Annotated in this window: 20 protein-coding genes and 1 pseudogene; 9 read left to right on the top strand and 12 right to left on the bottom strand. The window is 67.9% G+C overall.

Annotated elements, in window-relative coordinates; all coding sequences use genetic code 11:
• Nucleotide 1 precedes the first annotated feature (1 nt).
• From G3545_RS25315 to G3545_RS25300, 4 genes are all read right to left on the bottom strand, one after another.
• Nucleotides 2-1009 carry a hypothetical protein gene (locus G3545_RS25315; protein WP_170016859.1) on the bottom strand — a complete coding sequence of 336 codons (1008 nt, stop codon included), beginning with the start codon at nucleotides 1007-1009 and terminating at the stop codon, nucleotides 2-4.
• Nucleotides 1006-2085 (bottom strand): FAD-dependent oxidoreductase, encoded by a 1080-nt coding sequence (locus G3545_RS25310; RefSeq protein WP_170016857.1) that lies wholly within the window; start codon nucleotides 2083-2085, stop codon nucleotides 1006-1008. Before G3545_RS25310 ends, G3545_RS25315 begins: the two co-directional genes overlap by 4 nt.
• 4 nt (nucleotides 2086-2089) lie before the next feature.
• A complete protein-coding gene (locus tag G3545_RS25305; RefSeq protein ID WP_170016855.1) occupies nucleotides 2090-2497 on the bottom strand; it encodes a GtrA family protein in 408 nt (135 codons plus the stop codon).
• 331 nt (nucleotides 2498-2828) lie between these two features.
• Nucleotides 2829-3815 carry a peptidylprolyl isomerase gene (locus tag G3545_RS25300; RefSeq protein ID WP_170016853.1) on the bottom strand — a complete coding sequence of 329 codons (987 nt, stop codon included), beginning with the start codon at nucleotides 3813-3815 and terminating at the stop codon, nucleotides 2829-2831.
• 360 nt (nucleotides 3816-4175) lie between these two features.
• On the opposite strand from G3545_RS25300, the gene secA reads away from it, so the two are divergent.
• On the top strand, nucleotides 4176-6977 hold the full coding sequence (gene secA / locus G3545_RS25295) for a preprotein translocase subunit SecA (RefSeq protein WP_170016851.1): 2802 nt from the start codon (nucleotides 4176-4178) through the stop codon (nucleotides 6975-6977).
• A gap of 343 nt (nucleotides 6978-7320) precedes the next feature.
• On the top strand, nucleotides 7321-7710 hold the full coding sequence (locus G3545_RS25290; RefSeq protein ID WP_170016849.1) for a nuclear transport factor 2 family protein: 390 nt from the start codon (nucleotides 7321-7323) through the stop codon (nucleotides 7708-7710).
• Nucleotides 7711-7857: 147 nt separating this feature from the next.
• On the opposite strand, the gene G3545_RS25285 is transcribed toward G3545_RS25290, so the two are convergent.
• The 3 genes from G3545_RS25285 to G3545_RS25275 all read right to left on the bottom strand — a co-directional run bounded on the left by G3545_RS25285 (nucleotide 7858) and on the right by G3545_RS25275 (nucleotide 11620).
• A complete protein-coding gene (locus G3545_RS25285) occupies nucleotides 7858-9519 on the bottom strand; it encodes a murein L,D-transpeptidase family protein (protein ID WP_170016846.1) in 1662 nt (553 codons plus the stop codon).
• A gap of 119 nt (nucleotides 9520-9638) precedes the next feature.
• Nucleotides 9639-10592, bottom strand: coding sequence for an acetyl-CoA carboxylase carboxyltransferase subunit alpha (locus G3545_RS25280; protein WP_170016844.1), 954 nt, complete (start codon nucleotides 10590-10592; stop codon nucleotides 9639-9641).
• Nucleotides 10593-10735: 143 nt separating this feature from the next.
• Complete coding sequence (locus G3545_RS25275; protein WP_170016842.1) at nucleotides 10736-11620, bottom strand: LysR family transcriptional regulator; 885 nt, start codon at nucleotides 11618-11620, stop codon at nucleotides 10736-10738.
• Nucleotides 11621-11721: 101 nt separating this feature from the next.
• On the opposite strand from G3545_RS25275, the gene G3545_RS25270 reads away from it, so the two are divergent.
• Nucleotides 11722-12402 carry a peroxiredoxin-like family protein gene (locus G3545_RS25270; RefSeq protein WP_170016840.1) on the top strand — a complete coding sequence of 227 codons (681 nt, stop codon included), beginning with the start codon at nucleotides 11722-11724 and terminating at the stop codon, nucleotides 12400-12402.
• A gap of 126 nt (nucleotides 12403-12528) precedes the next feature.
• Here G3545_RS25270 and G3545_RS25265 read toward each other — a convergent pair whose 3' ends face one another.
• Together G3545_RS25265 and G3545_RS25260 are read right to left on the bottom strand one after the other, a co-directional pair.
• Entirely contained in the window at nucleotides 12529-13467 is a 939-nt protein-coding gene (locus tag G3545_RS25265) for a site-specific tyrosine recombinase XerD (protein WP_281411690.1), read from the bottom strand.
• Nucleotides 13464-13607, bottom strand: coding sequence for a hypothetical protein (locus G3545_RS25260; RefSeq protein WP_170016838.1), 144 nt, complete (start codon nucleotides 13605-13607; stop codon nucleotides 13464-13466). The genes G3545_RS25265 and G3545_RS25260 overlap by 4 nt, the downstream gene beginning before the upstream one ends.
• Nucleotides 13608-13899: 292 nt before the next feature.
• Between G3545_RS25260 and G3545_RS25255 the strand changes: the two genes are divergently transcribed.
• From G3545_RS25255 to G3545_RS25245, 3 genes and pseudogenes are all read left to right on the top strand, one after another.
• Nucleotides 13900-14499 (top strand): shikimate kinase, encoded by a 600-nt coding sequence (locus G3545_RS25255; RefSeq protein WP_170016836.1) that lies wholly within the window; start codon nucleotides 13900-13902, stop codon nucleotides 14497-14499.
• Nucleotides 14496-15635 carry a 3-dehydroquinate synthase gene (aroB, locus tag G3545_RS25250; protein WP_246702565.1) on the top strand — a complete coding sequence of 380 codons (1140 nt, stop codon included), beginning with the start codon at nucleotides 14496-14498 and terminating at the stop codon, nucleotides 15633-15635. Before G3545_RS25255 ends, aroB begins: the two co-directional genes overlap by 4 nt.
• 152 nt (nucleotides 15636-15787) lie before the next feature.
• Nucleotides 15788-16534: pseudogene (locus G3545_RS25245) on the top strand (transporter associated domain-containing protein); the annotation flags it as partial.
• Nucleotides 16535-16573: 39 nt separating this feature from the next.
• Here the strand turns inward: G3545_RS25245 and G3545_RS25240 are convergent.
• Nucleotides 16574-16873 (bottom strand): BolA family protein, encoded by a 300-nt coding sequence (locus G3545_RS25240; RefSeq protein ID WP_170016832.1) that lies wholly within the window; start codon nucleotides 16871-16873, stop codon nucleotides 16574-16576.
• Between the two features lie 109 nt (nucleotides 16874-16982).
• On the opposite strand from G3545_RS25240, the gene G3545_RS25235 reads away from it, so the two are divergent.
• The 3 genes from G3545_RS25235 (at nucleotide 16983) to cobT (ending at nucleotide 20802) form a co-directional block, all read left to right on the top strand.
• Entirely contained in the window at nucleotides 16983-17603 is a 621-nt protein-coding gene (locus G3545_RS25235; RefSeq protein WP_170016830.1) for a DnaJ domain-containing protein, read from the top strand.
• Between the two features lie 143 nt (nucleotides 17604-17746).
• Nucleotides 17747-18733, top strand: a complete 987-nt coding sequence (gene cobS, locus G3545_RS25230; RefSeq protein ID WP_170016828.1) for a cobaltochelatase subunit CobS — start codon at nucleotides 17747-17749, stop codon at nucleotides 18731-18733.
• A 155-nt stretch (nucleotides 18734-18888) separates the two neighbouring features.
• Complete coding sequence (gene cobT, locus G3545_RS25225) at nucleotides 18889-20802, top strand: cobaltochelatase subunit CobT (protein ID WP_170016826.1); 1914 nt, start codon at nucleotides 18889-18891, stop codon at nucleotides 20800-20802.
• Nucleotides 20803-21139: 337 nt separating this feature from the next.
• On the opposite strand, the gene G3545_RS25220 is transcribed toward cobT, so the two are convergent.
• Entirely contained in the window at nucleotides 21140-22768 is a 1629-nt protein-coding gene (locus tag G3545_RS25220) for a heme biosynthesis HemY N-terminal domain-containing protein (protein WP_170016824.1), read from the bottom strand.
• The gene (locus tag G3545_RS25215) at nucleotides 22765-24333 is read right to left on the bottom strand and encodes a hypothetical protein (protein ID WP_170016822.1); all 1569 of its coding nucleotides are present in this window, start codon (nucleotides 24331-24333) and stop codon (nucleotides 22765-22767) included. The genes G3545_RS25220 and G3545_RS25215 overlap by 4 nt, the downstream gene beginning before the upstream one ends.
• Nucleotides 24334-24379 lie beyond the last annotated feature (46 nt).

Below are 24379 nucleotides of genomic sequence, written 5' to 3'. Positions count from 1 at the left end.
GTCAGTCGCCTCCCGTGGTTGCCGCCTCAGGCGCGCCGAGCCGGAACGCGCCGGTCTCATCAACAACGTTCAGCCGGCTGGAACGTGCCGTGCGCTCGCTGCGCAATTCGCGCACCACGGTGCGTCGGCGCCGCCCGCCAGTAGCGGCATGGATCTGCACGACATATTCCGACAGCAACCAGAACATCAGCGAAAACAGGAACATCATCCCCGCCATCTGCAGCGACAGCGTGGTCCAGCCGGCCTCGACGTTCGGCTTCAGCAGGAACACCAGCACCACATAGGCCGCATAGAGTAGCGACAGCGCACTCGCCAGCATGGCGAACAGCCCGAGCATCCGCACTGGCGTCGCACCGAGGCTGATGGCGAGCCGCACTGCCTTGCTCGCGCGAGCAGCGAGGGAGGAGACCTGCTCCGGCTCCGGCGACGTCTCCGCCACATCAACCTCTGTAGCGGCAAATCCCGGCCCGCAGGTGCGCGCCTTCAGCAGCAGTTCGGCATTCTGCCGGGAGAGCAGATAAAGCGCCGCCTCACGCTGCATCAGCCCCAACTCGACCGGCGAGGGCTTCAAGGCAGCGCCGGTCATCGAGGACAGGAATTGGTAGGCGGCACGGTGGATGAAGGTGTCATGCACCGCCACCGCGCGGTCGAACACCGCATCATAGCCGGCGCGTATCCGCTCCACCGCCTCCGGCACCGCTGCGACCGCGGCTTCGGTGAGCGAGAGCAGAAGCACATGGTCGCACACCGCATTCTCCATGCCGACCATGCTGGCGACTTCACTGTCGAGCCATTCGGCAAGCACCAGGCAGGTGGCGTCCGGTAGCGTGGCGACCAGGCTCTTCAGCTCGCGAACACCCGCGCCCGAGCCGTCGGCGACCAATATGGTCTCGACATCGGTGAAGTTCTCGCCGAGCACCGCCAGCAGCCGGTCGAGAAGCGCGCGATCCGGCAGCGTGTCCCTCACCACCAGTATCAGCGAGACCGAGGTCAGGCGTTCGCGTCTCATGCGCTCTCTTTCCATTGGTGGGCGCGCAGCATCTCCAGCACATCGTAGATGTTGTCGATCTTCGACCCCATGACACTGAGGATGCGCGGGCTGGCGACGCAGGTCTCGGCGAGGATCGGCCGGCCGTCATCATCCTCATTGCGCAGGAGGACGGTCTTGATCTCGAAGATGGAACGCACCGGCTCGACCTTCGCCAGCACGGGCAAGAAGCGCGCCGCATCGCGCAGCATTGCCATGGCATTGCTGCGGGTGGGCAGAGCATTGCCATGGCCCGGCTCGGTCCAGGCTTCGTGCGGGGTGTAGCGCACATGGCTGAGCGAATGCAGCTTCGCCGCCGGAAACGGCATGGTGGAGAAGAACGGCCCGTCCATCACCGTGATGCCGACGTCGGCGATATCGCGCGGCGGCGGGATCAGCAGCATCTCGGCCAATTCGCGCTTGAGGCGTGCTTTCACCGGGATGCCGACATCGTCGAGCGCCGCGTAGGTGCAATTGACGACAAGTCCGGCCTCGATGGTCTCGCTTGGCAAGGTCACGCGGACCGGTCGCGCCGGCGCGGCGATGGGCTCGACCCTCACCGGCGTCCCCAGCCGTACATCGACATGGACGTCGGCGAGCCGCTGCGCGGCGGAGCGCGCCAGCGCCACCGCGTCGAAGGCCAGTTCGCGGGTGAGGAAGGCGGCTTCGATCAGGTCGGGATCGAACAGCCGCGCCAGCGCCGCCGGCGCCTCGCGGCACAGTACGCCGATCTTGCCGCAGAAGCTGGCGAACTGCCCGGCATTGACCCGCGAGGTCGCGGCGATGGCGTAGAGCTTCACCATGTCGGTGCGCACGGCGAAGCCGTAATCGGCGACGAAGCGTTCGAAATTCGCCCGCGAGCGCTCGGCGGTCGAGAGCGAGCGGGGATAGTGGTAGCCGTTATGCACCCGCGCCTGGTTCACATAGGAGGCGCGGCGCAGCAGGCCGGCCTCCCGCTCGCACAGCATCACACGCGCAAAGCCGAGGCGGCGCAGTTCGACCGCGATCTCGCAGCCGAAGAACCCACCACCGATGACCAGCGCGTCGACGCTTCCCATGCGCCTAACCCGCCGCCGTCCGGTAGGTCCATAGCGAGTGGCAGGCATAATTGAAAATCGGCACGGTGGTGAGGATCACCAGGCTGACGAGCAGATGGTGCACGCCGAGCGAGGCGAGGCCCAAAGCCATCAGCCAGTTCAGCACGAAGCCGGCGCCGACCACGATCCAGAAGCGGGTGAAGGTGCGCGCGTCCATCGCCGCTTCGAAGGTCCACAGGCTGTTGCCAGCATAGGACACCAGCGTGCCCAGAATGAAGCCGGCGATGGCCCCGGTCACGATGCCGCGCCCGAGCCCGTCGACCATCAGCGACATCATGCCGACATAGGCGAGGCTGCTCGCCACGCCGACGACGAGGAACCGCACGACACGCCGCTGCAGCAGGGCTTTCGCAGTCGAGATGATCGGTTCCATGGGGCTTTGGAATGTTGGGGCTGGCGGGTGTTTTGCAGACTATCCGTTAAAAATCCCGCCGCGCGATCGGCGAGATGTCGCGCGATGATTAACGGGTTGTTGGGGAAGGCGCTCTGCTTGAGCATCCTTCGAGGCTCGCTACGCTCGCACCTCAGGATGACGTGGTTATTTAACGCTACGTCATCCTGAGGTGCCCGCCGCAGGCGGGCCTCGAAGGATGCCCACCGCCGTGTCCCCAAAACGATTTGAGCGCGCCCCGTGAGGGAACGCGCTCAAGCATTCGTCTCACCCGAGCAGCGGCGAGCCCACCAGCCCGCCGCCTCGCGTCACATCACGGCTTCGGCGCTTGTGCCGGGGCGGCCGGCGCGTCGGTCTTCGGAAGCAGGTCGGCCGGGCTCGGCGCGGCGGTGGTCTTTTCCACCTTGGCAGCGTCGCGGACCTTCTGCACCGCCTCGGCCTGCGCCTTCTGGGCGAGGAACTGCTCGATCTGCGGCTTCACGTCATCGAAGCTCGGCAGCGGCTTCTGGCGCTTGTCCTCGAGCTTGATGACATGCCAGCCGAACTGCGTCTTCACCGGCTCGGAAACCTCGCCCGGCTTCATCGCGAACGCCTTGTCGGCGAATTCCGGCACCATCTGGTCCTTGGTGAAGTAGCCGAGATCGCCGCCATTCTCCTTGCCCGAGGGATCCTCGGTGAGCGCGGAGGCAAGCTTGGCGAAATCCTCGCCCTTCTTCAGCTTGGCTTCCACGTCCTTGGCCTTGGCCTCGGCGGCAGCCGACGCCTTCTCATCCTTCGGATCCTCGACGCGGAACAGGATGTGGCGGGCGCGCACTTCCTCTTCCGGCTTCTGCTGCTTCAGCGCTTCGTCATAGGTCTTCTTCAGCTCGGCATCGCTCACCGCCGCCTTGGTGGCCTTGGAGAGCGCGGCCTGCATCAGCAGGCGCTTCTTGGCGAAAGCGAGCTGCTGGGCAAATTCCGGCGCCTGGTCGAGCTTGTCGGCCTCGGCCGACTGGGCGAGCGCGGTGAGGTCGATCAGGAAGCCGAGCACATATTCCTGGCGGGCCGGCCCCTGGAGCTGCGGCGGCAGGCTGCCGCCGAGCTCGTCCTCGGCGATGGTGAGGTCGGACTTCTTGATCTCGATGCCGTTCACCCGCGCCAGCACGGGATCGGCGTCAGTGGCTCCGGGGGCAGGCGCAGCGGCCGCCGGCGGAGTGGCAGGCGCCGGGCTCTGTGCATGGGCGGGCAGCGCGGCGACGCCGAGCGCGGCGGCGCTAAGAAGCGCGGCGGCGAACGCGGCACGCGGGGAACGGAATGTCATGGATGCCTGTCCTTGGAGGTTTGCGGTGGTCCGCGTTTCGGGCGGCGAAAGCTGGCCCAGTCCGGCCGGCGTTGCAAGCGGGGGGTGCAGGAGGCGCGCCCTTCTGGCAAGCACGCCCGCCCGCGATTGACAACCCCCAAACCCGTTCATAAGTGTGGCACGCCGCGCGGGCCCTCCCGCGCGCTCGCATTTATGTTACCGGACCGCGCTATCACACGCACCCGGCATGACCGACGGACCCATTTCGGCCGCAAATGCCGTCTCGATCGGTTGGCTGACCGGTTGATCGCTAAACGGGGCTCGGCGGCCCGTCACCGCCGCGCCCTTCTCTGCCCCGACGGGACGTGGATTGGAAGCACGATGCTCGGCGCCATTGCGCGAAAGCTTTTCGGATCGGCCAATGACCGCCGGGTGCGCGGTTACCAGCCGAAAGTCGCCGCCATCAATGCCCTGGAACCGGAAGTCGCGGCGCTGTCCGACGAAGCATTGCGGGCGCGCACTGACGCCTTCCGCAAGCAGCTCGCCGAGGGCACCGACCTTGAAGACCTCCTGGTGCCGGCCTTCGCCACGGTGCGCGAGGCGGCCAGGCGCGCGCTCGGCCAGCGGCATTTCGACGTCCAGCTGATCGGCGGCATGGTGCTGCACGAGCGCGGCATCGCCGAGATGCGCACCGGTGAAGGCAAGACGCTGGTGGCGACCACCACGGTCTATCTCAACGCGCTGACCGGCAAGGGCGTGCACGTCGTCACGGTGAACGACTACCTCGCCAAGCGCGACGCCGAATGGATGGGCCGGGTCTATAAATTCCTCGGCCTCACCGTCGGCATCATCGTCCACGGCATGGACGACGACGAGCGCCGCGCGGCCTATGCCTGCGACGTCACCTACGCCACCAATAACGAGCTCGGCTTCGACTATCTGCGCGACAACATGAAGTACGAGCTCGGCGCCATGGTGCAGCGTCCGCACCATTATGCCGTGGTCGACGAGGTGGACTCGATCCTGATCGACGAGGCGCGCACCCCGCTCATCATCTCCGGCCCGCTCGACGACCGCTCGGAGTTCTACAACACCATCGACACCTTCATTCCCCGGCTGTCGAAGGAGGACTACGACGTCGACGAAAAGCAGCGCTCGGTCTCCCTCACCGAAGCCGGCATGGAGAAGATGGAGCAGCTGCTGCGCGATGCTGGGCAGCTGAAGTCCGACAGCCTCTACGACATCGAGAACGTCTCGGTGGTGCACCATGTCAACCAGGGCCTCAGGGCCCACACGCTGTTCCAGCGCGACAAGGACTACATCGTCCGCAATGACGAAGTGGTCATCATCGACGAGTTCACCGGCCGCATGATGCCGGGCCGCCGCTATTCCGAAGGCCTCCACCAGGCGCTGGAAGCCAAGGAGCGCGTGCAGGTCCAGCCGGAGAACCAGACGCTCGCCTCCATCACCTTCCAGAACTATTTCCGCATGTACGAGAAGCTGGCGGGCATGACCGGCACGGCCAACACCGAAGCGGCCGAGTTCGGCGATATCTACCGCCTGGAAGTGATCGAGATCCCGACCAATCTGCCCGTCGCCCGTGTCGACGACGATGACGAGGTCTACCGGACCGCCGGCGAAAAATACAACGCCATCATCGAGTTGATCGACGACTGCAAGAAGCGCGGCCAGCCGGTGCTGGTCGGCACCACCTCGATCGAGAAGTCCGAACTGCTCGCCGAACTTCTGAAGAAGCGCGGCTTCAAGCAGAAGGACTTCACCGATCCGGACGCCTTCCGCCCGCTCTATGACGGCGACCAGGGCCAGACCGAGGACAAGGTGTTCGCGGTGCTGAACGCCCGCCACCACGAGCAGGAATCCTACATCGTGGCGCAGGCCGGCGTGCCCGGCGCCATCACCATCGCCACCAACATGGCCGGCCGCGGCACCGACATCCAGCTCGGCGGCAATGCCGACATGCGCATCGGCCACGAGCTTGCCGACATGCCGGAAGGCGAGCAGCGCAACGCGGCCGAGCAGGCGATCCGCGACGAGATCGCCAAGCTGAAGAAGCGGGCGCTCGAGGCCGGCGGGCTCTATGTCATCGGCACCGAGCGGCATGAAAGCCGCCGTATCGACAACCAGCTGCGCGGCCGCTCCGGCCGCCAGGGCGACCCCGGCCATTCGCATTTCTTCCTGTCGCTCGAAGACGACCTGATGCGCATCTTCGGCTCCGACCGGCTCGACGGCATGCTGCAGCGCCTCGGCCTGAAGGAAGGCGAGGCCATCGTCCATCCCTGGATCAACAAGGCGCTGGAGAAGGCGCAGCAGAAGGTCGAGGCGCGCAACTACGACATCCGCAAGAACCTGCTGAAATACGACGACGTCATGAACGACCAGCGCAAGGTGGTGTTCGAGCAGCGCGTCGAGCTGATGCAGGACGAGGACGTCGCCGAGACGGTCGCCGAAATGCGCCATGGCGTGGTCGAGGACCTCGTCACCAAATATGTGCCGCCGACCGCCTATCCCGAGCAGTGGGACACGGCAGGCCTCGCCGAGGAGCTGCGCCGCGTGCTCGGCCTCGATCTGCCGGTGGTCGACTGGGGCCACGAGGAAGGCATCGCCGACGAGGAGATGCGCGAGCGCATCCTGCGCCGGGCCGACGAAGCGATGGCCGCCAAGGTCGCGCAATACGGCCCGGACATCATGCGCTATGTCGAGAAATCGATCCTGCTGCAGACGCTGGACCATCTCTGGCGCGAGCATCTGGTCACGCTCGACCATCTGCGCCAGGTCATCGGTCTGCGCGGCTATGCCCAGCGTGATCCGCTGAACGAGTACAAGTCGGAAGCCTTCCAGCTGTTCGAGGCAATGCTCTCCAGCCTGCGCGAGGCGGTCACCGCCCAGCTGATGCGCGTCGAGGTCGTCACCCAGCCGCCGCCGATGGACGAACTGCCGCCGATGCAGGCGCACCATCTCGATGCCGACACCGGCGAGGACGAGTTGCTGTCCTATACGGACGCCGAGATCGCCCGCGAGGCGACGCTGGCTCCTGCCGCCGACGCGGCGTCGCCGCGGCGCGATCCGAACGATCCCTCGACCTGGGGCCGCGTCGGCCGCAACGAGGCGTGCCCCTGCGGCTCCGGCAAGAAGTTCAAGCACTGCCACGGCCGGTTCGCGTAAGGTTGGCCGGCGCCTAGAGCCCTTCCCGTTCGGATGGAAACATCCGAACGACAAGAAAGCGCTCTAGATTCAATAAGCTGGAGCAATTCCTCTTCGATCAGATGATTCCATCTGATCGGGAAATGCTCTAGCGCGACCGGTCCACGGCAAATCGGATGTCGTCATCCCGGGCGGCCGAAGGCCGATCCGGGATCGCGCGCCGAAAGAGGTCCACCTTCGTCACGTGATCCCGGCTCTCCGGCTGCGCCTCCGGCCGGGATGACGCCTTCGATATTCTCGTCTCGCGGGGGACAAATCGGCTCCAGCCGCTGTAGCGTGCGTCCCTCCTCTCGGAGGCTCGCCCGTGCCGCACTGGCAAACCGACATCCATGCCTGCGAGGCGCGCTTACGCGATGCCGCGCTTGCCGGCGACGTCGCCGCGCTCGATGCGCTATTGGCCGACGACCTCGTCTTCACCAACCAGAACGGCCAGGTTCTGAACAAGCAGGACGATCTCGACCTGCACCGCAACGGAATGCTGCGGCTGGAGAGCCTGGCTTTCTCGGAGTATCGGCTGCGCCGGCTCGACGAGGCCCATGTGCTGGTCACGCTGCGGGCGGACGCCGAGGGCCGTGCCGGTGGCCAACCCTTCACGGCGGCACTGCGTTTCACCCGCGTCTGGCAACGCCAGGACGACAGGAGCCACGGCGGCGCCTGGCAAATCATCGCCAATCATTGCTCGGCGGTGGCGTAAGGCGATCCCCAAGCCGTCCCCGTGGGCCTTCGTCCGGCCGGAGGCGTAGCCGTAGAGCCGGGATCGCACGAAGGTAGAGAACCTCACGCGATCCCGGATACGGCCTGACGGCCGTTCCGGGATGACGACAAATGCCGGGAAAAGAAACTACTGCGAGAAGCCGCCGGTCGAGCGGATCGCGGCGCCTGGCAGTTGCTGGGTGCCATAAAGCGGCTGATCAGCGCTGGGCGCCGGCTGCGCGGTAGCGACCGGCCGCGGCGCGGCCGGGGCGGTGGAGACCGGCTTCGGCGCGGCGGCGGGAACCGACGGGCGGGCCGGCGGAATCGGCACCGCAGTCGGCAGCACGGCAGCTTGCGCGGGAGCGTCGGCGGCCGGCGCCGTCATCGCCACAGGCGGCGGCGCAGCAGCGGGTGCCGGGGCCGGATCACTCTGGCCGAACCACTTGCCGAGCGAGAAGCCTGAAGACGCGGCCGGTGCCGGCGTGGTCGAAGCGGTGCTGGCCGGCTCGCTGCCGCCGCCGAACAGCTTGGTCAGGAAGTTGCCGCCACCCGAGGAATTGTCGATCGAGGCGACCCGTGCGGTCGGCTGCGCCTGCGCGCCGGAATTGGCGAACAGCACGGTCTCAGAGCGCGATCCGCCCGGCGCATCGGTTGGACGCGGCGGCGGCATCGGCACGCCGGAACGCACGCCGGTGGCAAGCGCGACGCTGGCCTCGGCGGTCGGAGCGGCAGGCGACGCGGCAGCCGGCCCGGCGTCGGCGGTCTGGATCGGCGGCGTATCGGTGGCGGTCGGCTGGCCCGGCGGGCGCACATTCGGCGGCAGCGTGCCGGGGGTGCGCACCAGGCTGTCCGGATTCTGCACCTTGGCCAGGAACACCTTGTGCATGCCGCCATCGGTGCCGGTCTTGACCGGCGCCAGCGGCGTGCGCGGCGCCAGCGAAGCGACCTGCGCGTCATCCTGCGTACGCTTGGTCGCGATCTCCTGCTCCAGGTCCGCCGGCTCGGTGGAAGCCGGGCACGGGCCTGTCGGGTTGAACTTGGCGTTCGGGTCGGTCGGCGTCTCGTTGAAGACGTAGCGCTTCTCGCAGACATCGACCTTGGGCGGCGCCTTGGTGATCTCGAAGGTGTCGTAGCCTTCCTTGATCATGCGCCAGAAGGCCATGTTCGGGTTGTTGCGATGCCGCGCCATGTTGGTCGGCGTCATCCGGAACGGATAGGCCTGCACCTGGAAGGAACGCTGTCCGCCGGTGAAGCTGTCGCGACCGAGCGCAAAGATCTCCTGGATCTGCTCGTCGGTCATGGCATAGCAGCCGGAGGACGAGCAGTCGCCATGCACCATCAGATGCGCGCCGGTACGGCCCCAGGCTTTGTCATAGGCGTTGGGATAGCCCATGTTGAAGGCGAGGTAGTAGCTGGAGTTCGGGTTCATCTGCCCGGGGGTGATGGTATAGAAGCCTTCCGGCGCCTGCCGGTCACCTTCCGTCACCTTGGGTCCGAGCTCGCCCGACCAGCGGCAGATCGGGTAGGTCTTGAGCAGTGCGTAATCGCCGTCCTTGGTCTGCTTCCAGACCTCAAGCTCCGACTCTTCCTTGAAGATGCGCACCGTGATCGGGCTGGTGGGCGTCATGCCCTTCTTCTCGATCAGCGCGACGGTCTCCGGCGCGAGCGGGCGCATCGCCTTGGCACCGACACCACCACCCGAGCCGTTGCAGGCGGCCAGCGCCAGCGCACCGACGCCAATGAGCAGGGCCGCGCGCAGCCTTCCGGCCAGCCCGGTGCGGGAGAAGAGGGAAGCTTCCGTGCGGCTCAACGCAGAACTCCTCAGTCCGACCCGTGAGGCGATGAGCTTAATGAATAAAGCGTTATCCTTGACGGCTCGTTACCGCAAGTGCAGCAAGGACACGCCGTCAAAGCTTCAATAGGCACGTCCTACAACCCCCTGCCGATGGCAAGGAATTTCTCCCGCCGCGCCTTGCGCAGCGCCGCCGGATCGAGCCCTGCGAGATCGGTGAGCGCCGCCTCGATGGCGTCGGCCGCCGAATCCATCGTCGCCTCGGGATCGCGGTGTGCGCCGCCCGGCGGCTCGGAGATGATGGAATCGATGATGCCGAAGCGCGAAAGATCCTGCGCGGTGATGCGCATATTGGTTGCGGCTTCCTGCGCCTTCGCGGTGTCGCGCCACAGGATCGAGGCGGCACCTTCCGGCGAGATCACGCTGTAGATCGCATGTTCCAGCATCAGCACCCGGTTCGCGGTGGCGATGGCGATGGCCCCGCCCGAGCCACCCTCGCCGATGATGACGGCGACATTGGGAACGCCGAGCGACAGGCAGGCATCGGTCGAGCGGGCGATTGCCTCGGCCTGGCCGCGTTCCTCGGCGTCGAGGCCGGGAAAGGCGCCGGCGGTATCGACCAGCGAGATCACCGGCAATGAGAAGCGGTCGGCAAGCTCCATCAGCCGCACCGCCTTGCGGTAGCCCTCGGGCCGCGCCATGCCGAAATTATGCTTGATGCGGGTCTCGGTGGTGGAGCCCTTCTCATGGCCCATCACGCACACAGCCTGCCCCCGGAAGCGGGCGAAGCCGCCGAGGATGGCCTCGTCCTCGCCGAACTTGCGGTCGCCGGCGAGCGGGGTGAAATCCTCGAACAGATGCGCGGAATAGTCGGAGAAATGCGGGCGCGAGGGGTGGCGGGCGACCTGCGTCTTCTGCCAGGGGGTGAGATTGGCATAGAGCTGGGCCAGCGCCTCGCGGGCCTTGACCTCCAGCCGGCCGATCTCCTCGCCGATGGCGACGGCGTCGCCCTGCTCGGAGAGCGTCTTCAGTTCCTCGAGCTTGGCCTCCAGCTCGGCCACGGGCTTTTCGAAATCGAGGTAGCTGCGCATGTGCTGTCGGCGGGCTCGCATACGGACGTGATGAGGGCGGCGGTGATCCGCCCGGTTCGAAGGCGCGCGAAGCTGTGCCCCGAGAGGGTGGCGGCGTCAAGGCGGACGGTGACGACGCAAATCGCGCTTTCCGCCGCGCGCGTCTACCGCGCCAACTCGCGCGACAGATACTCCACCAGCGCCCGGACCTTCGCGGAAGGGTGCGGGCCGGCGGGATAGACCGCGTGCACCGCCAGCGGCGCCACCTCGAAATCGCCCATCACCCGGACCACGTCGCCGGAAGCCAGGTCGTCGCGGCACATCCATTCCGAGACGAGGGCGACGCCAAACCCGGCACGGACGCAAGCCATCATTCCCTCGCTGGAATCGATGCTGATCCGGGGTTCGAGTTCGATCGAGACCGCAGCGCCGTTGCGCATGAAGCTCCAGCCGCGCCGCGAGGCGGGCCCCGGGCCGAAGATACAGTCATGGCCCAGCAAGTCCGACGGCACTATGGGTTGGCCGCGTGCAGCGACATAGCGTGCGGAGGCCACCGGAAACCGGGCCCCGACAGCAAGGCGCCGCGCCCCGAATCCCGACGATGTGAGGTCGCCGAGCCGGATCGCCACGTCGACGCCCTCGGCAATGAGGTCAGTGCGCGCGTCGGCTATGACAAAGTCGAGTCGCAGCAAATGGTTAGCGGCAAGGAACGGCTGCAGCAACGGGATTACGATGCGCACCCCGAACGTGACCGGCATGGCGACGCGGATCAGCCCGCGCAGGCTGTCGATGCCGCGTGCGGCGTCCTCCGCCGCCTCGAGATCGGCGAGCACCTGCTTGGCACGCTCCAGGAAGGTAGTGCCTGCCTCGGTCGGCGCCACCCTCCGCGTGGTGCGCAACAGCAGCTTAATCCCGAGCCGCGCTTCCAGTTCGTTGACGATGCGCGAAACTGAGGGCTGCGACAGGCCCAATTCCCGGCCAGCGCGCGAGAAGCTGCCGCTCTCGGCCGTGCGGACAAAAACCGTGAGTTCCTGAAGCCGATCACTCATTTGACTAGCATATAAATGTTCTTCGAAGTGGGCACATTCTCCCATTTGTATGGATGAACCATCCTCCCGGCCATCGCAATAGCAAACCGGGAAACAATCCCATGGCCCTTCAAGACACGCTGAACGCCTTCCGCGCCAATTTCGAAGCCGGCGGGCCGCCCTATAACGCGCCTGGCTGGATCCACGAACCGATGCACCGCGCCACCGACGAGTTGATCGCGTCCGGCCTTGCCGGGCATGCGCTCAAGGCCGGCGACGTGGCGCCCGCCTTTACGCTCCAAGATGCCGAGGGTAACGCCGTCGCATCGCAGGACCTCCTCGCCCACGGCCCGATGATCGTCACCTTCTATCGCGGCGTATGGTGCCCCTATTGCAACTTCGACCTGCAGGCGATCCAAGCGGCCTTGCCAGACTTCGAGGCGCGCGGCGCCCGGTTGGTTGCCGTCTCGCCGCAGACGCAAGCCAATAGCCGCCGCTCGATGCGCGACAACAAGCTCAGCTTCCCGATCCTGTCCGATCCGGGCAACGAGGTCGCCGCCAGCTTCGGCCTGCGTTTCGGGCTGCCGGATTATCTGATCGACCTCTACAAGAACGTCTTCAAGAACGACCTTGCCGTAGCCAATGGCGATCCGAGCTGGACCTTGCCGATGCCGGCCCGCTTCGTCATCGCCACCGACGGCACCATTGCCTATGCCGAGGTGAATCCGGACTACACCCGTCGGCCCGACCCGTCCGAATTGCTGCCGGTGCTGGACCGGATGCGAACGGCAAGCCCGGCTTGAGTCGATCCCCCGGGCGGCAACGCGGTATTGTCGGATGGCCGGGCTTGACCCGGCCATCCCCAAATTCCGGCACCAGCGTTCAGCCTGGGGATGACTGCCGCCTCGAATGGCAGGCGTCCTTGATGCTCACCCCTCGCCCAGCGGGTGCAGATCGCGCACCAGGCTCTTCAGCCGCTCGTCCAGCACATGGGTGTAGATCTGCGTGGTCGAGACGTCAGCGTGGCCGAGCAGCGTCTGCACCACGCGCAGGTCCGCGCCATGGGCCAATAGATGACTGGCAAAGGCGTGGCGCAGCACGTGCGGCGAGAGCTTGCCGGGATCAAGCCCGGCGGCCAGCGCGAGGTCTTTCAAATCGAGCCCGATCTGCTGGCGGGTGATGTGCCCGCTTGCCGCCACCGAGGACGGGAACAGCCAGCGCCCCGCGGTGCCCTGCTTCGAGGCCGCCAGCGCGGTGCGCCACGCCGCCATCGCCGCCTTGGCCGGCTCGCCGAGCGGGACCATGCGCTCCTTGTTGCCCTTGCCACGCACGATAATGGCATCGCCCGAGGCCCGCGCGGCGGTCGCCGGTAGCGCCGCGAGCTCGGAGACACGCAGCCCGGTGGCATAGAGCAGCTCGATGAAACAGGCGACGCGGACCCGTCGCGCGGTCTCGCCGGGCGGGATCTCCGCCTCCGCGATCCGCGCATGGGCGGTAGCGATCAGCCGGCTGACCTCGTCGAGCGTCAGTACCTTGGGCAAGGGCCGGCCGCGCTTCGGGCCTTCCAGCACAGCGGCGGGGTCCTCGCCGCGATACGCTTCGAGATAGAGAAAGCGATGCAGTTGCCGGATGGCGGACAGCCGCCGCGCCACGCTCGCGGTGGCAAAGCCGCGCCGGGTCAGATCCGCGAGATAGCCGCGGATCGCGTCGGTGCCGGCGTCAGTGACATCAACGCCTTCGGACGCCAGGAATTCCTCATAGTCGGCGAGGTCGCGGCCATAGGCTTCCAGCGTGTTGGCGCTCGCCCCGCGCTCGGCCGCCAGCATGTCGAGGAACAGTGCGACCGGACCACGGGCCGGCCGGCTCACTTGGCGAACCGCTCCTGCGGGACATTGACGCTCATCTCGCGCGGGTGCGGCTCGACCAGATTGGCGAACGACCACAATACGCCATAGACGGCGGCGCCGATCAGCCCAAGGATGACGAGAAGTCGGATCAGGCTGGGCATGTCGGGCTCAGATAATGGCGGGCATCGGACGTGGAACACGGCATCGTCGAATCGAGGACGCATGCCCGTGCTCATGCTAGAGCATGATGCCGGAAAGCGCGATGCGGTTTTCCGGCGCTTTGCTCTAACATATTGGAATTGATCACATTCATGAGTTCGGATCAATTCGACGAAAATTCTTCGCGATCGGGCGTCCTTCACCCTGTCGGCGAAAGCCGGGAGGCGCGAATTGCCTCGCTCCGCCGTGGATGATACGTCCGCGTTTTCAATCAGGGGCCGGACGGTCGGCATCATGATCGCCTTCGCCAGTGAACCCGAGGACGAGAAGGCAGCGCGGCTGCGGGCACAGCTCGGCGCGCGCTCGGTGGTGCTCGTCGGCATGATGGGCGCCGGCAAATCCTCGGTCGGCAAGCGCCTCGCCCGCCGGCTCGGCCTGCCTTTCGCCGACGCCGATAACGAGATCGAGAGCGCGGCCGGCATGTCGATCCCCGACATCTTCACCCATCATGGCGAGCCGGCCTTCCGCGACGGCGAGCGGCGCGTCATCGCCCGCCTGCTGGAGGGCGGCCCGCTGGTGCTCGCCACCGGCGGCGGCGCCTTCATGAACGCGGAGACGCGGGCGCGCATCGCCGAGCACGGGCTCTCGGTCTGGCTGAAGGCCGATCTCGACGTGCTGTTGCGCCGGGTGCGTCGCCGCGACGACCGCCCGCTGCTGAAGAGCGACCCGGAGGCGACGCTGACCCGGCTGATCGACGAGCGTTACCCGGTCTATGCCGAGGCGGCGGTCACCGTCCATTCGCGCGAAGTGCCGCACGACACCATGGTCGAGGAAGTCGTCGACGCACTCGCGCTCCATCTCGATGCGGCCGCCTTGGCCGGAGGACAGTCATGATGCGCGCCGACGACAAGCCCCTGCCGCAGGACCCGTCGACGTATGTGCGGGTCGGTCTCGGCGCGCGTGCTTATGACATCATGATCGGCCCAGGCCTCCTCAAAGAATGCGGCGAGCGCATCGCCCGGCTGCGCCCCGGCGCGCGGATCGGCATCGTCACCGACGAGAATGTCGCCGAACGGCACCTTTCCACCGTGATTGCTTCGCTGGAAGCGGCGGGGCTGGAGCCGCGCGTCGTCACCGTGAAGCCCGGCGAAGGCTCCAAGAGCTTCGACACCTTCCGCCAGGTGCTGGACGAACTCATCGCCGCGCGCATCGAGCGACGCGACCTGGTGCTGGCGCTCGGCGGCGGCGTGGTCGGCGACCTCGCCGGCTTTGCCGCGGCAGCGCTCAGGCGCGGTGTTGATTTCGTGCAGGTGCCGACCAGCCTGCTGGCCCAGGTGGATTCCTCGGTTGGCGGCAAGACCGGCATCAATTCGCCGCTCGGCAAGAACCTGATCGGCGCCTTCCACCAGCCGATCCTGGTCATCGCCGACACCGACGTGCTCGACACCCTGCCCTTGCGCCAGTTCCGCTCCGGCTACGCCGAGGTGGCGAAATACGGGCTGATCGACAATGCCCCGTTCTTCGCCTGGCTGGAGCGCAAATGGGGCGATGTGTTCGCCGGCGGCCCGGCGCGCATCGAGGCCATTGCCACCAGTTGCGCCGCCAAGGCCGACGTCGTCGCCCGCGACGAAAAGGAGACCGGCGACCGCGCGCTCCTGAACCTCGGCCACACCTTCGGCCATGCGCTGGAGGCCGGTGCCGGCTTCTCCGACCGGCTGTTCCACGGCGAAGCGATCGCCGTCGGTATGGCGCAGGCGTTCCGCTTCTCCGCGAGCCAGGGCCTGTGCGCTCCCGAGGACGCGACACGGGTCGTCGCGCACTTCAAGGCCGTCGGCCTGCCGACGCGCATCGCCGATATTCCCGGCGAATTGCCGGACACCGACGGGCTAATGGAGCTGATCGCGCAGGACAAGAAGGTCTCGCGCGGCGCTTTGACCTTCATATTGGCGCGCGGCATCGGCAAGAGCTTCATCGCCCGCGACGTCGATCCCGCGCTGGTGCGGACCTTCCTCGACGCGGAACGTCGATGACCGCAGCCCTCGCCCGGCTCCGCGGCGCGCTGGCTGCCCGGCTGGCGCGCGAGCCGCGCCGCCCGCCGCCGGAACCCGCCGCTCCGACCGCGGCGGAAGAAGTGCAACAGGCCATCGCGCAGCTTCAGCTGGCCGGGCAGCTCAGTAATGACGACCGCGACATGGTCGCCGGCCTGCTCAATCTGCGCGAGCTCGAAGTCTCCGACATCATGGTCCACCGCACCAAGATGGCGACGCTAGATGCCGGCGAGCCGCCGGGCGAGATCGTGCGCGAGGTGCTGGCCTCGCCCTTTACCCGCCTGCCGATCTGGCGCGATAGCCCGGAGAACATCACCGGCGTGCTGCACGCCAAGGACCTCTTGCGCGAATTGCAGGCGCTGGGCGGCGATGTCGCGCGCCTCGACCTCGACAAGATCGCCCTGCCCGCCTGGTTCGTGCCGGACAACACCCTCGTCACCGACCAGCTCAAGGCGTTCCGCCGCCGCAAGCAGCATTTCGCCCTCGTCGTCGACGAGTATGGCGAGGTGATGGGGCTGGTGACGCTGGAGGACATCCTGGAGGAGATCGTCGGCGACATTGCCGACGAGCACGACAAGGCCTTCACCGGCGCCCGCCGGCATCCGGACGGTTCGGTGAGCGTCGAGGGGTCGGTCGCGATCCGCGACCTCAACCGCGCCATGGGCTGGCATCTGCCGGACGAGGAGGCAACCACCATTGCCGGCCTCGTCATCCATGAGGCCCGCATCATCCCGGAGCCGGGCCAGACCTTCCTGTTCCACGGCTTCCGCTTCCAGGTGATGCGCAAGCAGCGCAACCGCGTCACCCTGCTGCGGGTGATGCCGCTCGCACCGAAACGTGTGCTGTCGGCATCGCCCGGCGCCGCATCGGGCCGCCTCTGATATCTGGAATAAAGCGCCTTCGCGCCTATATCTTGGGAGCTACTCTCCCGGCGCTTTCGCCTCGATGGCGAGGGCGTGCAGCCCGCGGGCGATTTCGTCCGCGAGCAGCCCGTTCACCACCCGATGCCGCGCGATGCGGCTCTGGCCGCGGAACGCCTCGGCGACGATGCGCACGCGCAAGTGCGTGAGCTGGCCCGGACGATGCCCGCCATGGCCTTCATGGCGATGGCTCTCGTCTTCCAGTTCGAGGACGCTCGGCGACAGTTCGGCGAGCGCTGTGCGCACGCGAGCCAGCGTCTCGGCGACGGCGTTATCGGAAGGATTGGAGTGGCCGCTCATGTGCGATGCGGTATCGCGCGGGTCACACCGCGTCAATATCACCATTACGCATGGGTGACGTCGTGACGGTTTCTTGTATACCTCCCTTCGCACCCTCATAATCCCGGTCATGAAGCTCGACTCCCCCATATTCGATCGCGTCCGCGTCAAGCCGGACAAGGATCGCCGCCTGAAGGCCGAAGGCCCGACCTGTGAATGGGTCGGCTGCGACCAGGCGGCGACGCATCGCGCGCCCAAGGGGCGGCACCGCGAAAACGAGTTCTGGCGGTACTGCTTCGACCACGTGCGCCTGTACAACCAGTCGTATAATTATTTCGCCGGCATGCCGGACGACGCCGTCGCCGCCTATCAGAAGGACGCGCTGACCGGCCACCGGCCGACCTGGAAGATGGGCCAGAATGGCGGCTCGCGCGGCGCCGAGCGCGTACGCGAGAGCATTCCCGAGGGCGGCTTCGCCGATCCATTCGGCGTGTTCGGCGAAATGGGCGGCCAGGCCCGTCCCGAGGCCGAGCCGCCGCGCGAGAGCCGGATGGTCCGCAATGTCGAGCGCCGCGCACTGGAAACGCTGGGTGTCGAGCTCGGCGCCACCGCCGAGGAGATCAAATCCCGCTTCAAGACGCTGGTGAAGAAGTACCACCCGGACGTGAATGGCGGCGACATTTCGACCGAGGACCGCCTGCGCGACGTCATACAGGCCTATAATCACCTGAAGAGCGCCGGCTTCTGCTAGGGCCCTTGCCGTTCGGATGAACCATCCGGGCGACAAGAAAGTGCCATGCATTCAATAAGCTGGAGCGTGTTCACGGAACATGCTCTAGAGCGCATGACGAAACTGTACGAAGGACCGCGTGGCTGCGCGGCAACGGAGGAAGAATGACCGCGACGCTCACTCAGGCCGCTCCGGTTCCCGACATGAAGGTGTCGGTCCGGCAGGTTTTCGGCCTCGACATCGACCTCGACGTTCCCGCCTACGCCGAGCCCGATGCCTATGTGCCGGACCTCGATCCGGATTACCTGTTCGACCGCGCCACCACGCTCGCCATCCTTGCCGGCTTCGCGCACAACCGCCGCGTGATGGTCACCGGCTATCACGGCACCGGCAAGTCGACCCATATCGAGCAGGTCGCCGCCCGCCTCAACTGGCCGTGCGTGCGCGTCAATCTCGACAGCCACATCAGCCGTATCGACCTGATCGGCAAGGACGCCATCGTGGTGAAGGACGGCGTGCAGGTCACCGAGTTCCGTGACGGCATCCTGCCCTGGGCCTACCAGAACAACGTCGCCCTGGTGTTCGACGAATATGACGCCGGCCGGCCGGACGTGATGTTCGTGATCCAGCGCGTGCTGGAGAGCTCCGGCCGCCTGACGCTGCTCGACCAGAACCGCGTCATTCGCCCACACGCGGCGTTCCGGCTGTTCTCCACCGCCAACACCATCGGCCTCGGCGACACCACCGGCCTCTATCACGGCACCCAGCAGATCAACCAGGCGCAGATGGACCGCTGGTCCATCGTCACCTCGCTGAACTATCTGCCCCATGACAAGGAAGTCGACATCGTCTCGGCCAAGGCGAAGCACTTCCAGACCACGGAAGGCCGCGACACCGTCTCTCGCATGGTGCGCCTCGCCGACCTGACGCGTCAGGCTTTCATCAATGGCGACCTGTCGACCGTGATGAGCCCGCGCACCGTCATCACCTGGGCCGAGAACGCCGACATCTTCAAGGATCTCGCCTTCGCCTTCCGCGTCACCTTCCTCAACAAGTGTGACGAGCTGGAGCGCACCCTTGTCGCCGAGTTCTACCAGCGCTGCTTCGGCAAGGAGCTGACCGAGTCCGCCGTCAACGTGGCGCTGAGCTGACGGAACCACGACTTGCTCCCTCTCCCCGTGGGGGAGAGGGCTGGGGTGAGGGGGGACGGCGCGCAAACGTCCACCACCCTCCCCCTCACCCGGCGGCTGCGCCGCCGACCTCTCCCCGTTGGGGAGAGGTAATTCGAGCCCCTGAGCGGAACACCATGATCCCGTCCAACCGCAATCCGCGCACCCCGCCCAAGGAATCCCCGACCGAGCCGCTGAAGCGCGCCGTCTCCGGGTGCCTGCGCGCCATTGCCGGGGAAAAGGACATCGAGATCAGCTTCGGCAATGAGCGCCCCGGCTATGCCGATGGCCGCGCCCGGCTGCCGGAGCCGGCCCGCCGCCTCACCCGGCAGGACGCCGCGGTGCTGCGCGGCCACGCCGATTCCATGGCGCTGCGCCTCGCCTGTCATGACCCGAAGGTGCACAGGAAGCTGGTGCCGGTCGGCCAGACCGCGCGCGCCGCCTTCGACGCCGCCGAGCAGACCCGCTGCGAGGCAATCGGCGCGCTGCGCATGGACGGCGTCGCGCTCAATCTCACCGCGATGCTGGAGGACCGCTACCAGCGCGCCAATTTCTCCAATCTCGCCGACCGTTCGGATGCGCCGATCGAGGATGCGCTGTCGCTGATCCTGCGCGAGCGCCTCACCGGCATGGCCCCGCCCGCCTCGGCGCGTGAGCTGGTGAACCTGTGGCGCGGCTTCGTCGAGGAGCGCGGCGCCGAGGCGCTGTCCGAGCTCGCCGATTCCACCGCCGACCAGCGGCGCTTCGCCGAGGCGATGCGCGATCTCCTGTCCTCGCTCGGCATGGGCGAGGACATCGCCCCGTTCGACGAGGACAACGACCCCTCGACCGACGCCGACGACAAGCGCGACGACGATTCCGGCAAGGGCAGCGACACCGAGCAGGACGAGAACACCGAGGGCAGTACCGAGGTCGACACCGAGCTCTCCTCCGACCAGACGCCGGAGGAAAGCGAGGAGCAGGAGGAGCGCCAGAGCTCCGAGATCTCCGACGATCCGGAACTGGGCGAGGCCGACGAATCCTCCGAGCCGTGGCGCCCGCAGAATCTCTCGCCGCCCGAGCCGCGCCCGCCGGAATACCACCCCTTCACGCCGCGCTTCGACGAGACGGTGAACGCCGACGAACTGTGCGATCCCGAGGAGCTCTCGCGGCTGCGCTCCTATCTCGACAAGCAGCTGGTGCATTTGTCCGGTGTCGTCGCCCGCCTCGCCAACCGCCTGCAGCGCAAGCTGATGGCGCAGCAGAGCCGCGGCTGGGAGTTCGACCTGGAAGAGGGCATGCTCGATCCGGCGCGCCTGCACCGCGTCATCATCGACCCGATGCAGCCGCTGTCCTTCAAGCGCGAGCGCGACACCGATTTCCGCGACACCGTGGTGACGCTGCTGCTCGACAATTCCGGCTCGATGCGCGGCCGTCCGATCACCGTCGCCGCCGCCTGCGCCGACATCCTCGCCCGCACGCTAGAGCGCTGCGGCGTGAAGGTCGAAATCCTCGGCTTCACCACCAAGGCGTGGAAGGGCGGGCAGGCCCGCGAAGCCTGGCTCGCCTCCGGCAAGCCGGGCGCGCCCGGCCGGCTGAACGATCTGCGCCACATCATCTACAAGGCGGCCGACGCCCCTTGGCGGCGCGCGCGAAAGAATCTCGGCCTGATGATGCGCGAGGGCCTGTTGAAGGAGAACATCGACGGCGAGGCGCTCGACTGGGCGCACAATCGCCTGCTCGCCCGCAACGAGTCGCGGCGCATATTGATGATGATCTCCGATGGCGCGCCGGTGGATGATTCCACGCTGTCGGTGAACCCCGGCAATTATCTGGAGCGGCATCTGCGCTGGGTGATCCAGCAGATCGAGAACAAGTCGCCGGTGGAGCTGATCGCCATCGGCATCGGCCATGACGTGACGCGCTACTACAAGCGCGCCGTGACCATCGTCGACGCCGAGGAACTCGGCGGCGCCATGACCGACAAGCTCGCCGAACTGTTCGACGAGCGTGCCGAGAAGAAGCGCGCCGCCAGCAAGGCCAAGGGAGCCGGCGGGCGGCGGCTCAACTAGCCGCCCCTTGAACTTTCCGCGACGCTCCCCATCTAGGCTTCATCCCCCAGAACAGGGCTTCCGGTTCGAAGGCGCTTCGTCAGCGCCGCGCCGGATGTGAGCGGGTCAGGACGGATGTACTCCGGCTCGCTCTTTCCCTCCGGTCGCCTGACGAGCGACCGGGCCTCTGGCGGGATTGGATTTGGTTGACAGCACTGATCGACCGTCACGCGCGGCTTGAGCATCCTTCGAGGCTCGCTGCGCTCGCACCTCAGGATGAGGTTGGTTCTTTTAGAACGCCCTCATCCTGAGGTGCCGGCCTTCAGGCCGGCCTCGAAGGATGCTGAAGCTATCGTCATCACACCCCGAATGGCGGCGACCGTCTCGCGGCAGCCGGTGCTTCCTCGATGGCGGTGCCGGGGCCGGGATCGTCCGGCAGATGTGGCTCGGCGACCACTTTGGCGGCGGCAGCCGGCATCACCACCGGCCGGACCGGCGCGGCAACCGGCGGTTCGGGTGCGAGCGGCGGCGCGCTGGCGGCCGGGGCGAGCGCGGAGATGTCGCGCGGCGTCTCGGCACCCGGTGCATCCGTCTTGGTCGGCGTCGCGGCGGGCGCCGGCGTCTCCGACAGCACGGGCCGCGCCTCGATCGCAGCCGCGATCGCCGCCTTCACCCGCTCCGCCTCGTGCTCCAGCATCGGCGTCGAGGTGACGCCCGGCGGCGTCATCCAGGCGAAGGCGTCCAGCCGGCCGCTCAGCGGCGAGATCGGCGACCAGCGCTCGGCGACGATGCCGTCCGCCACCCAGGCCGGGTCGCGCGGCGCCCGCACCGCACGTGCGGTCCATTCGCGCGCCTTGCCGACATCGCCATTCTCTGCCGCTTCCAGCTCCGCCATCAACAGGCACAGACGCTGCGTCGCCGTATCGGTGAGCGGCGCCAAAGCGGTGCGCGCGGTGGCGAAATCCTGCGCGTCGAGCGCGGCGCGGGCCAGCACCATGGCGCTCTCGGCATGGGCCGGCGCGCGGGCAGTGAGGTTGCGCACCCGCTTCAGCCGCTCGCGGGCGGCGTCGCCGGGGCGCAAATGCAGATAGGTTTCGCCGAGATCGGGATGCGGGGTTACGGCAAAGGCGGTCTCGATGATCTTCGCCGCCTTGCGCGGATCACCCGCCGCGCCCAGCAGCCGGCCGGCCACTTCCGCCGCCGGCACCAGGGTCGGCGCAAGACGCACCGCCTCGATGGCGCGCTCGCGCGCCGCCGCGGGATCGGAAAGCTCCAGCGCGGTCGCCTGCGCCGCCAGCAGCACGGCACGCCGGCGGCGGTGGGCCGCGCGGTCGAGCCCGCCATGCGAGGCCTCGCGCTCGAGCACGGCGAGCGCGCCGGAAAAGTCGCCGGCAATACACCGTGCTTCGATTACCGCGTCGGAGGCCCAGGCGAGGCCCGGCTCCTGCCGTGCCGCTTCCTCCGCCGTGAGCAGCGCCGCGCCGGCATCGCCGCGCCGCCGCGCCTCGACATGCAGGCCGCGCAAGCCGAGCAGGCGTGTCGTCGGATTCTCGGTCATGGCGCGGAACGCCGTCTCGGCGCCTTCGGTATCACCCGCCAACTGCGCCGCCTGCGCCGCCAGCAGGCGCGCGAGCGGTTCATGGCCGAGCAGACGGTCGGCATCGGCGGCAGCACGCCGCGCGCCGGGCAGGTCGCCCGAGCCGACGGCGACCAGGCCGCGTGACACCGCCGCCCAGCCGCGCGTGGCGCGCCGGTTGCGGAACGCCATGGCGACGATATCGGGCGAGCGGAACACCAGCCGGATCAGCGACCAGATCAGGATCGCGCCCGCCATCGCCGCGAGCAGCGCGCTGGCCGCGACCATGACGCTGGTCTGGATGTGCCAGCCCTGCCAGACGATGGCGACCTCGCCGGGCCGATCGGCCAGCCAGGCGACGCCGAAGGCGACCAGCGCAAGGACGAGGAGATAGACGACAAGCCGTATCACGGTGCGCTCCCGGCGAGTTGGGCGAGGATCTGCCGGTTCAGGGTGTCGATGTCGGCGAGCGCCTTCTGGCGCGCCGCGATGTCGGCGAGGACCGGCTGGGCCGCGTCGCGCGCGCCGGCGGGCAGCGCCGCGATCTCCTGGGCGGCGCCGGCCATGTCGTCGCGCAGCAGCGCCGCGGCGACCCTTGCAGAGGCGGCTTCCGCTTCGCTGGTGCTCGCCGGATCGGCCTGTTCGACCCGGCGCACGCTGACGAGGCCTTCGGCGCTACGCGACAGCCGGGTGAAGAACCCCTCATCGGCCGGCGCTGGCGCGGCGGGTTGATCCGCGGACGGTGCGGCGGGAACTGCCGGCGCCTCGACCTTGGTGGCCAGCCGCTTGAGCAGAGCCGGACCGGAGGGAAAGCCGCCGGCGGCATAGGCGTCGAGCGGCTGCAAGGCGTCGGCCTGGGGCCCGAGCAGATTGCGTGCCGCCGCGAGCTCCGCCGCGAAGGGGGAACCGCGCAGCACCGCCTCGCGCAAAGCGCCGAGCGCGGCAAGCTGCGCCGCACCCCTGGCAGCGGTCTCATTGGCCTTCGCGACATCTGCGACGCGCTGCTCCAGCGCCGTCAGCTTCTCGCCGAGCGCCGTCACCGCATCCGGCGAGACGGTGGGCCGCTCGGCGGCAGTGCTGGCAGTCGTGCTGGCTTGCTTCGCCAGTGCCTCTACCGCGTCAAGCCGGGCAGTGAGTTCGGGCGACTGCGCGGCGCTCGCCTCGCTCGCCCGCTTCGCCAGAGCCTCCACCGCGTCGAGCCGGGCAGTGAGTTCAGGCGACGGAGCGGCGCTCGCCTCGCTCGCCCGCTTCGCCAGCGCCTCCACCGCATCGAGGCGGGCGTTGAGCTCAGGCGACACAGCCGCAGGCGCTTCGCTCGCCGACGCAGGCGCCGCGGATTGCGGCGCAGGCGCGGATTCCAGCGCCGTCACCTTGCCCTGCACGCCATCCAGCGTCGCGTTGAGCGTGTCTAGCCGCTGGCCGAGCGCCGCCACCGCCGCGGAGCCGTCGGCAGCCTGCGGGCGCGCTTCGAGCGCATCGGTGCGCTGGCGCAGCTCGACGGTGCGCGCCTCGAGATCGGTGAGGGAATCGAGGCTATCGGTCGCCCCGAAGAAGGACAGCGCCACCATCGTGGCGATGGCACCGCCGAGCAGACCGGAGAGCAGCGCGATGATGAGGCCGGCCAGAAAGCCAAACGACCCCCTCGCTTTCGGCGGCGGCACGGCAGGCGGCGGCTCAGTCGCTTCCGGCGCCGCATCGGTGCCCCGCGCTGTGTCCGCGTGCGGCGGCTCGCCCGCCCCGTTCTCGCTGGGGGCCTCGGGCGCCGCCACTTCGGGCGACGGCGCTTCGGGCGGGGTTGCTTCCGGCGGGGTCAGATCCTTGGCGGCAAGGTCGATCACGGTTGGCGGCCGGCGACGGGCGCGCCCGCCGACCTCACGCAACGCCTCGTCCTGCGCAGGGGTTTCCGCGCGCGGCGAAGCGTCTGCCTGTGGGGGCTGGCCCGAGGAGGGTCCGCCTGCCGGGTCGTCTGTCGCCACTGCACACCTCACCGATCAAGAACGCCGATCTGGAGCCATCCGGGAT

It is taken from the genome of Starkeya sp. ORNL1 (assembly GCF_012971745.1).
GTDB lineage: Bacteria > Pseudomonadota > Alphaproteobacteria > Rhizobiales > Xanthobacteraceae > Ancylobacter.
Note: the sequence above shows the minus strand (reverse complement) of the source record. Positions and strands in the feature narration are given on the sequence as shown.

Excerpts from the sequence above, each read along its gene's own strand:
- G3545_RS25280 (WP_170016844.1), bottom strand. The coding sequence starts at position 10,592 with ATGCGCAGCTACCTCGATTTCGAAAAGCCCGTGGCCGAGCTGGAGGCC.
- G3545_RS25310 (WP_170016857.1), bottom strand. The coding sequence starts at position 2,085 with ATGGGAAGCGTCGACGCGCTGGTCATCGGTGGTGGGTTCTTCGGCTGC.
- cobS (WP_170016828.1), top strand. The coding sequence starts at position 17,747 with ATGACCGCGACGCTCACTCAGGCCGCTCCGGTTCCCGACATGAAGGTG.
- G3545_RS25235 (WP_170016830.1), top strand. The coding sequence starts at position 16,983 with ATGAAGCTCGACTCCCCCATATTCGATCGCGTCCGCGTCAAGCCGGAC.
- G3545_RS25275 (WP_170016842.1), bottom strand. The coding sequence starts at position 11,620 with ATGAGTGATCGGCTTCAGGAACTCACGGTTTTTGTCCGCACGGCCGAG.
- G3545_RS25315 (WP_170016859.1), bottom strand. The coding sequence starts at position 1,009 with ATGAGACGCGAACGCCTGACCTCGGTCTCGCTGATACTGGTGGTGAGG.
- G3545_RS25305 (WP_170016855.1), bottom strand. The coding sequence starts at position 2,497 with ATGGAACCGATCATCTCGACTGCGAAAGCCCTGCTGCAGCGGCGTGTC.
- cobT (WP_170016826.1), top strand. The coding sequence starts at position 18,889 with ATGATCCCGTCCAACCGCAATCCGCGCACCCCGCCCAAGGAATCCCCG.
- G3545_RS25260 (WP_170016838.1), bottom strand. The coding sequence starts at position 13,607 with ATGCCCAGCCTGATCCGACTTCTCGTCATCCTTGGGCTGATCGGCGCC.
- secA (WP_170016851.1), top strand. The coding sequence starts at position 4,176 with ATGCTCGGCGCCATTGCGCGAAAGCTTTTCGGATCGGCCAATGACCGC.
- aroB (WP_246702565.1), top strand. The coding sequence starts at position 14,496 with ATGATGCGCGCCGACGACAAGCCCCTGCCGCAGGACCCGTCGACGTAT.
- G3545_RS25255 (WP_170016836.1), top strand. The coding sequence starts at position 13,900 with ATGATCGCCTTCGCCAGTGAACCCGAGGACGAGAAGGCAGCGCGGCTG.
- G3545_RS25270 (WP_170016840.1), top strand. The coding sequence starts at position 11,722 with ATGGCCCTTCAAGACACGCTGAACGCCTTCCGCGCCAATTTCGAAGCC.
- G3545_RS25240 (WP_170016832.1), bottom strand. The coding sequence starts at position 16,873 with ATGAGCGGCCACTCCAATCCTTCCGATAACGCCGTCGCCGAGACGCTG.
- G3545_RS25300 (WP_170016853.1), bottom strand. The coding sequence starts at position 3,815 with ATGACATTCCGTTCCCCGCGTGCCGCGTTCGCCGCCGCGCTTCTTAGC.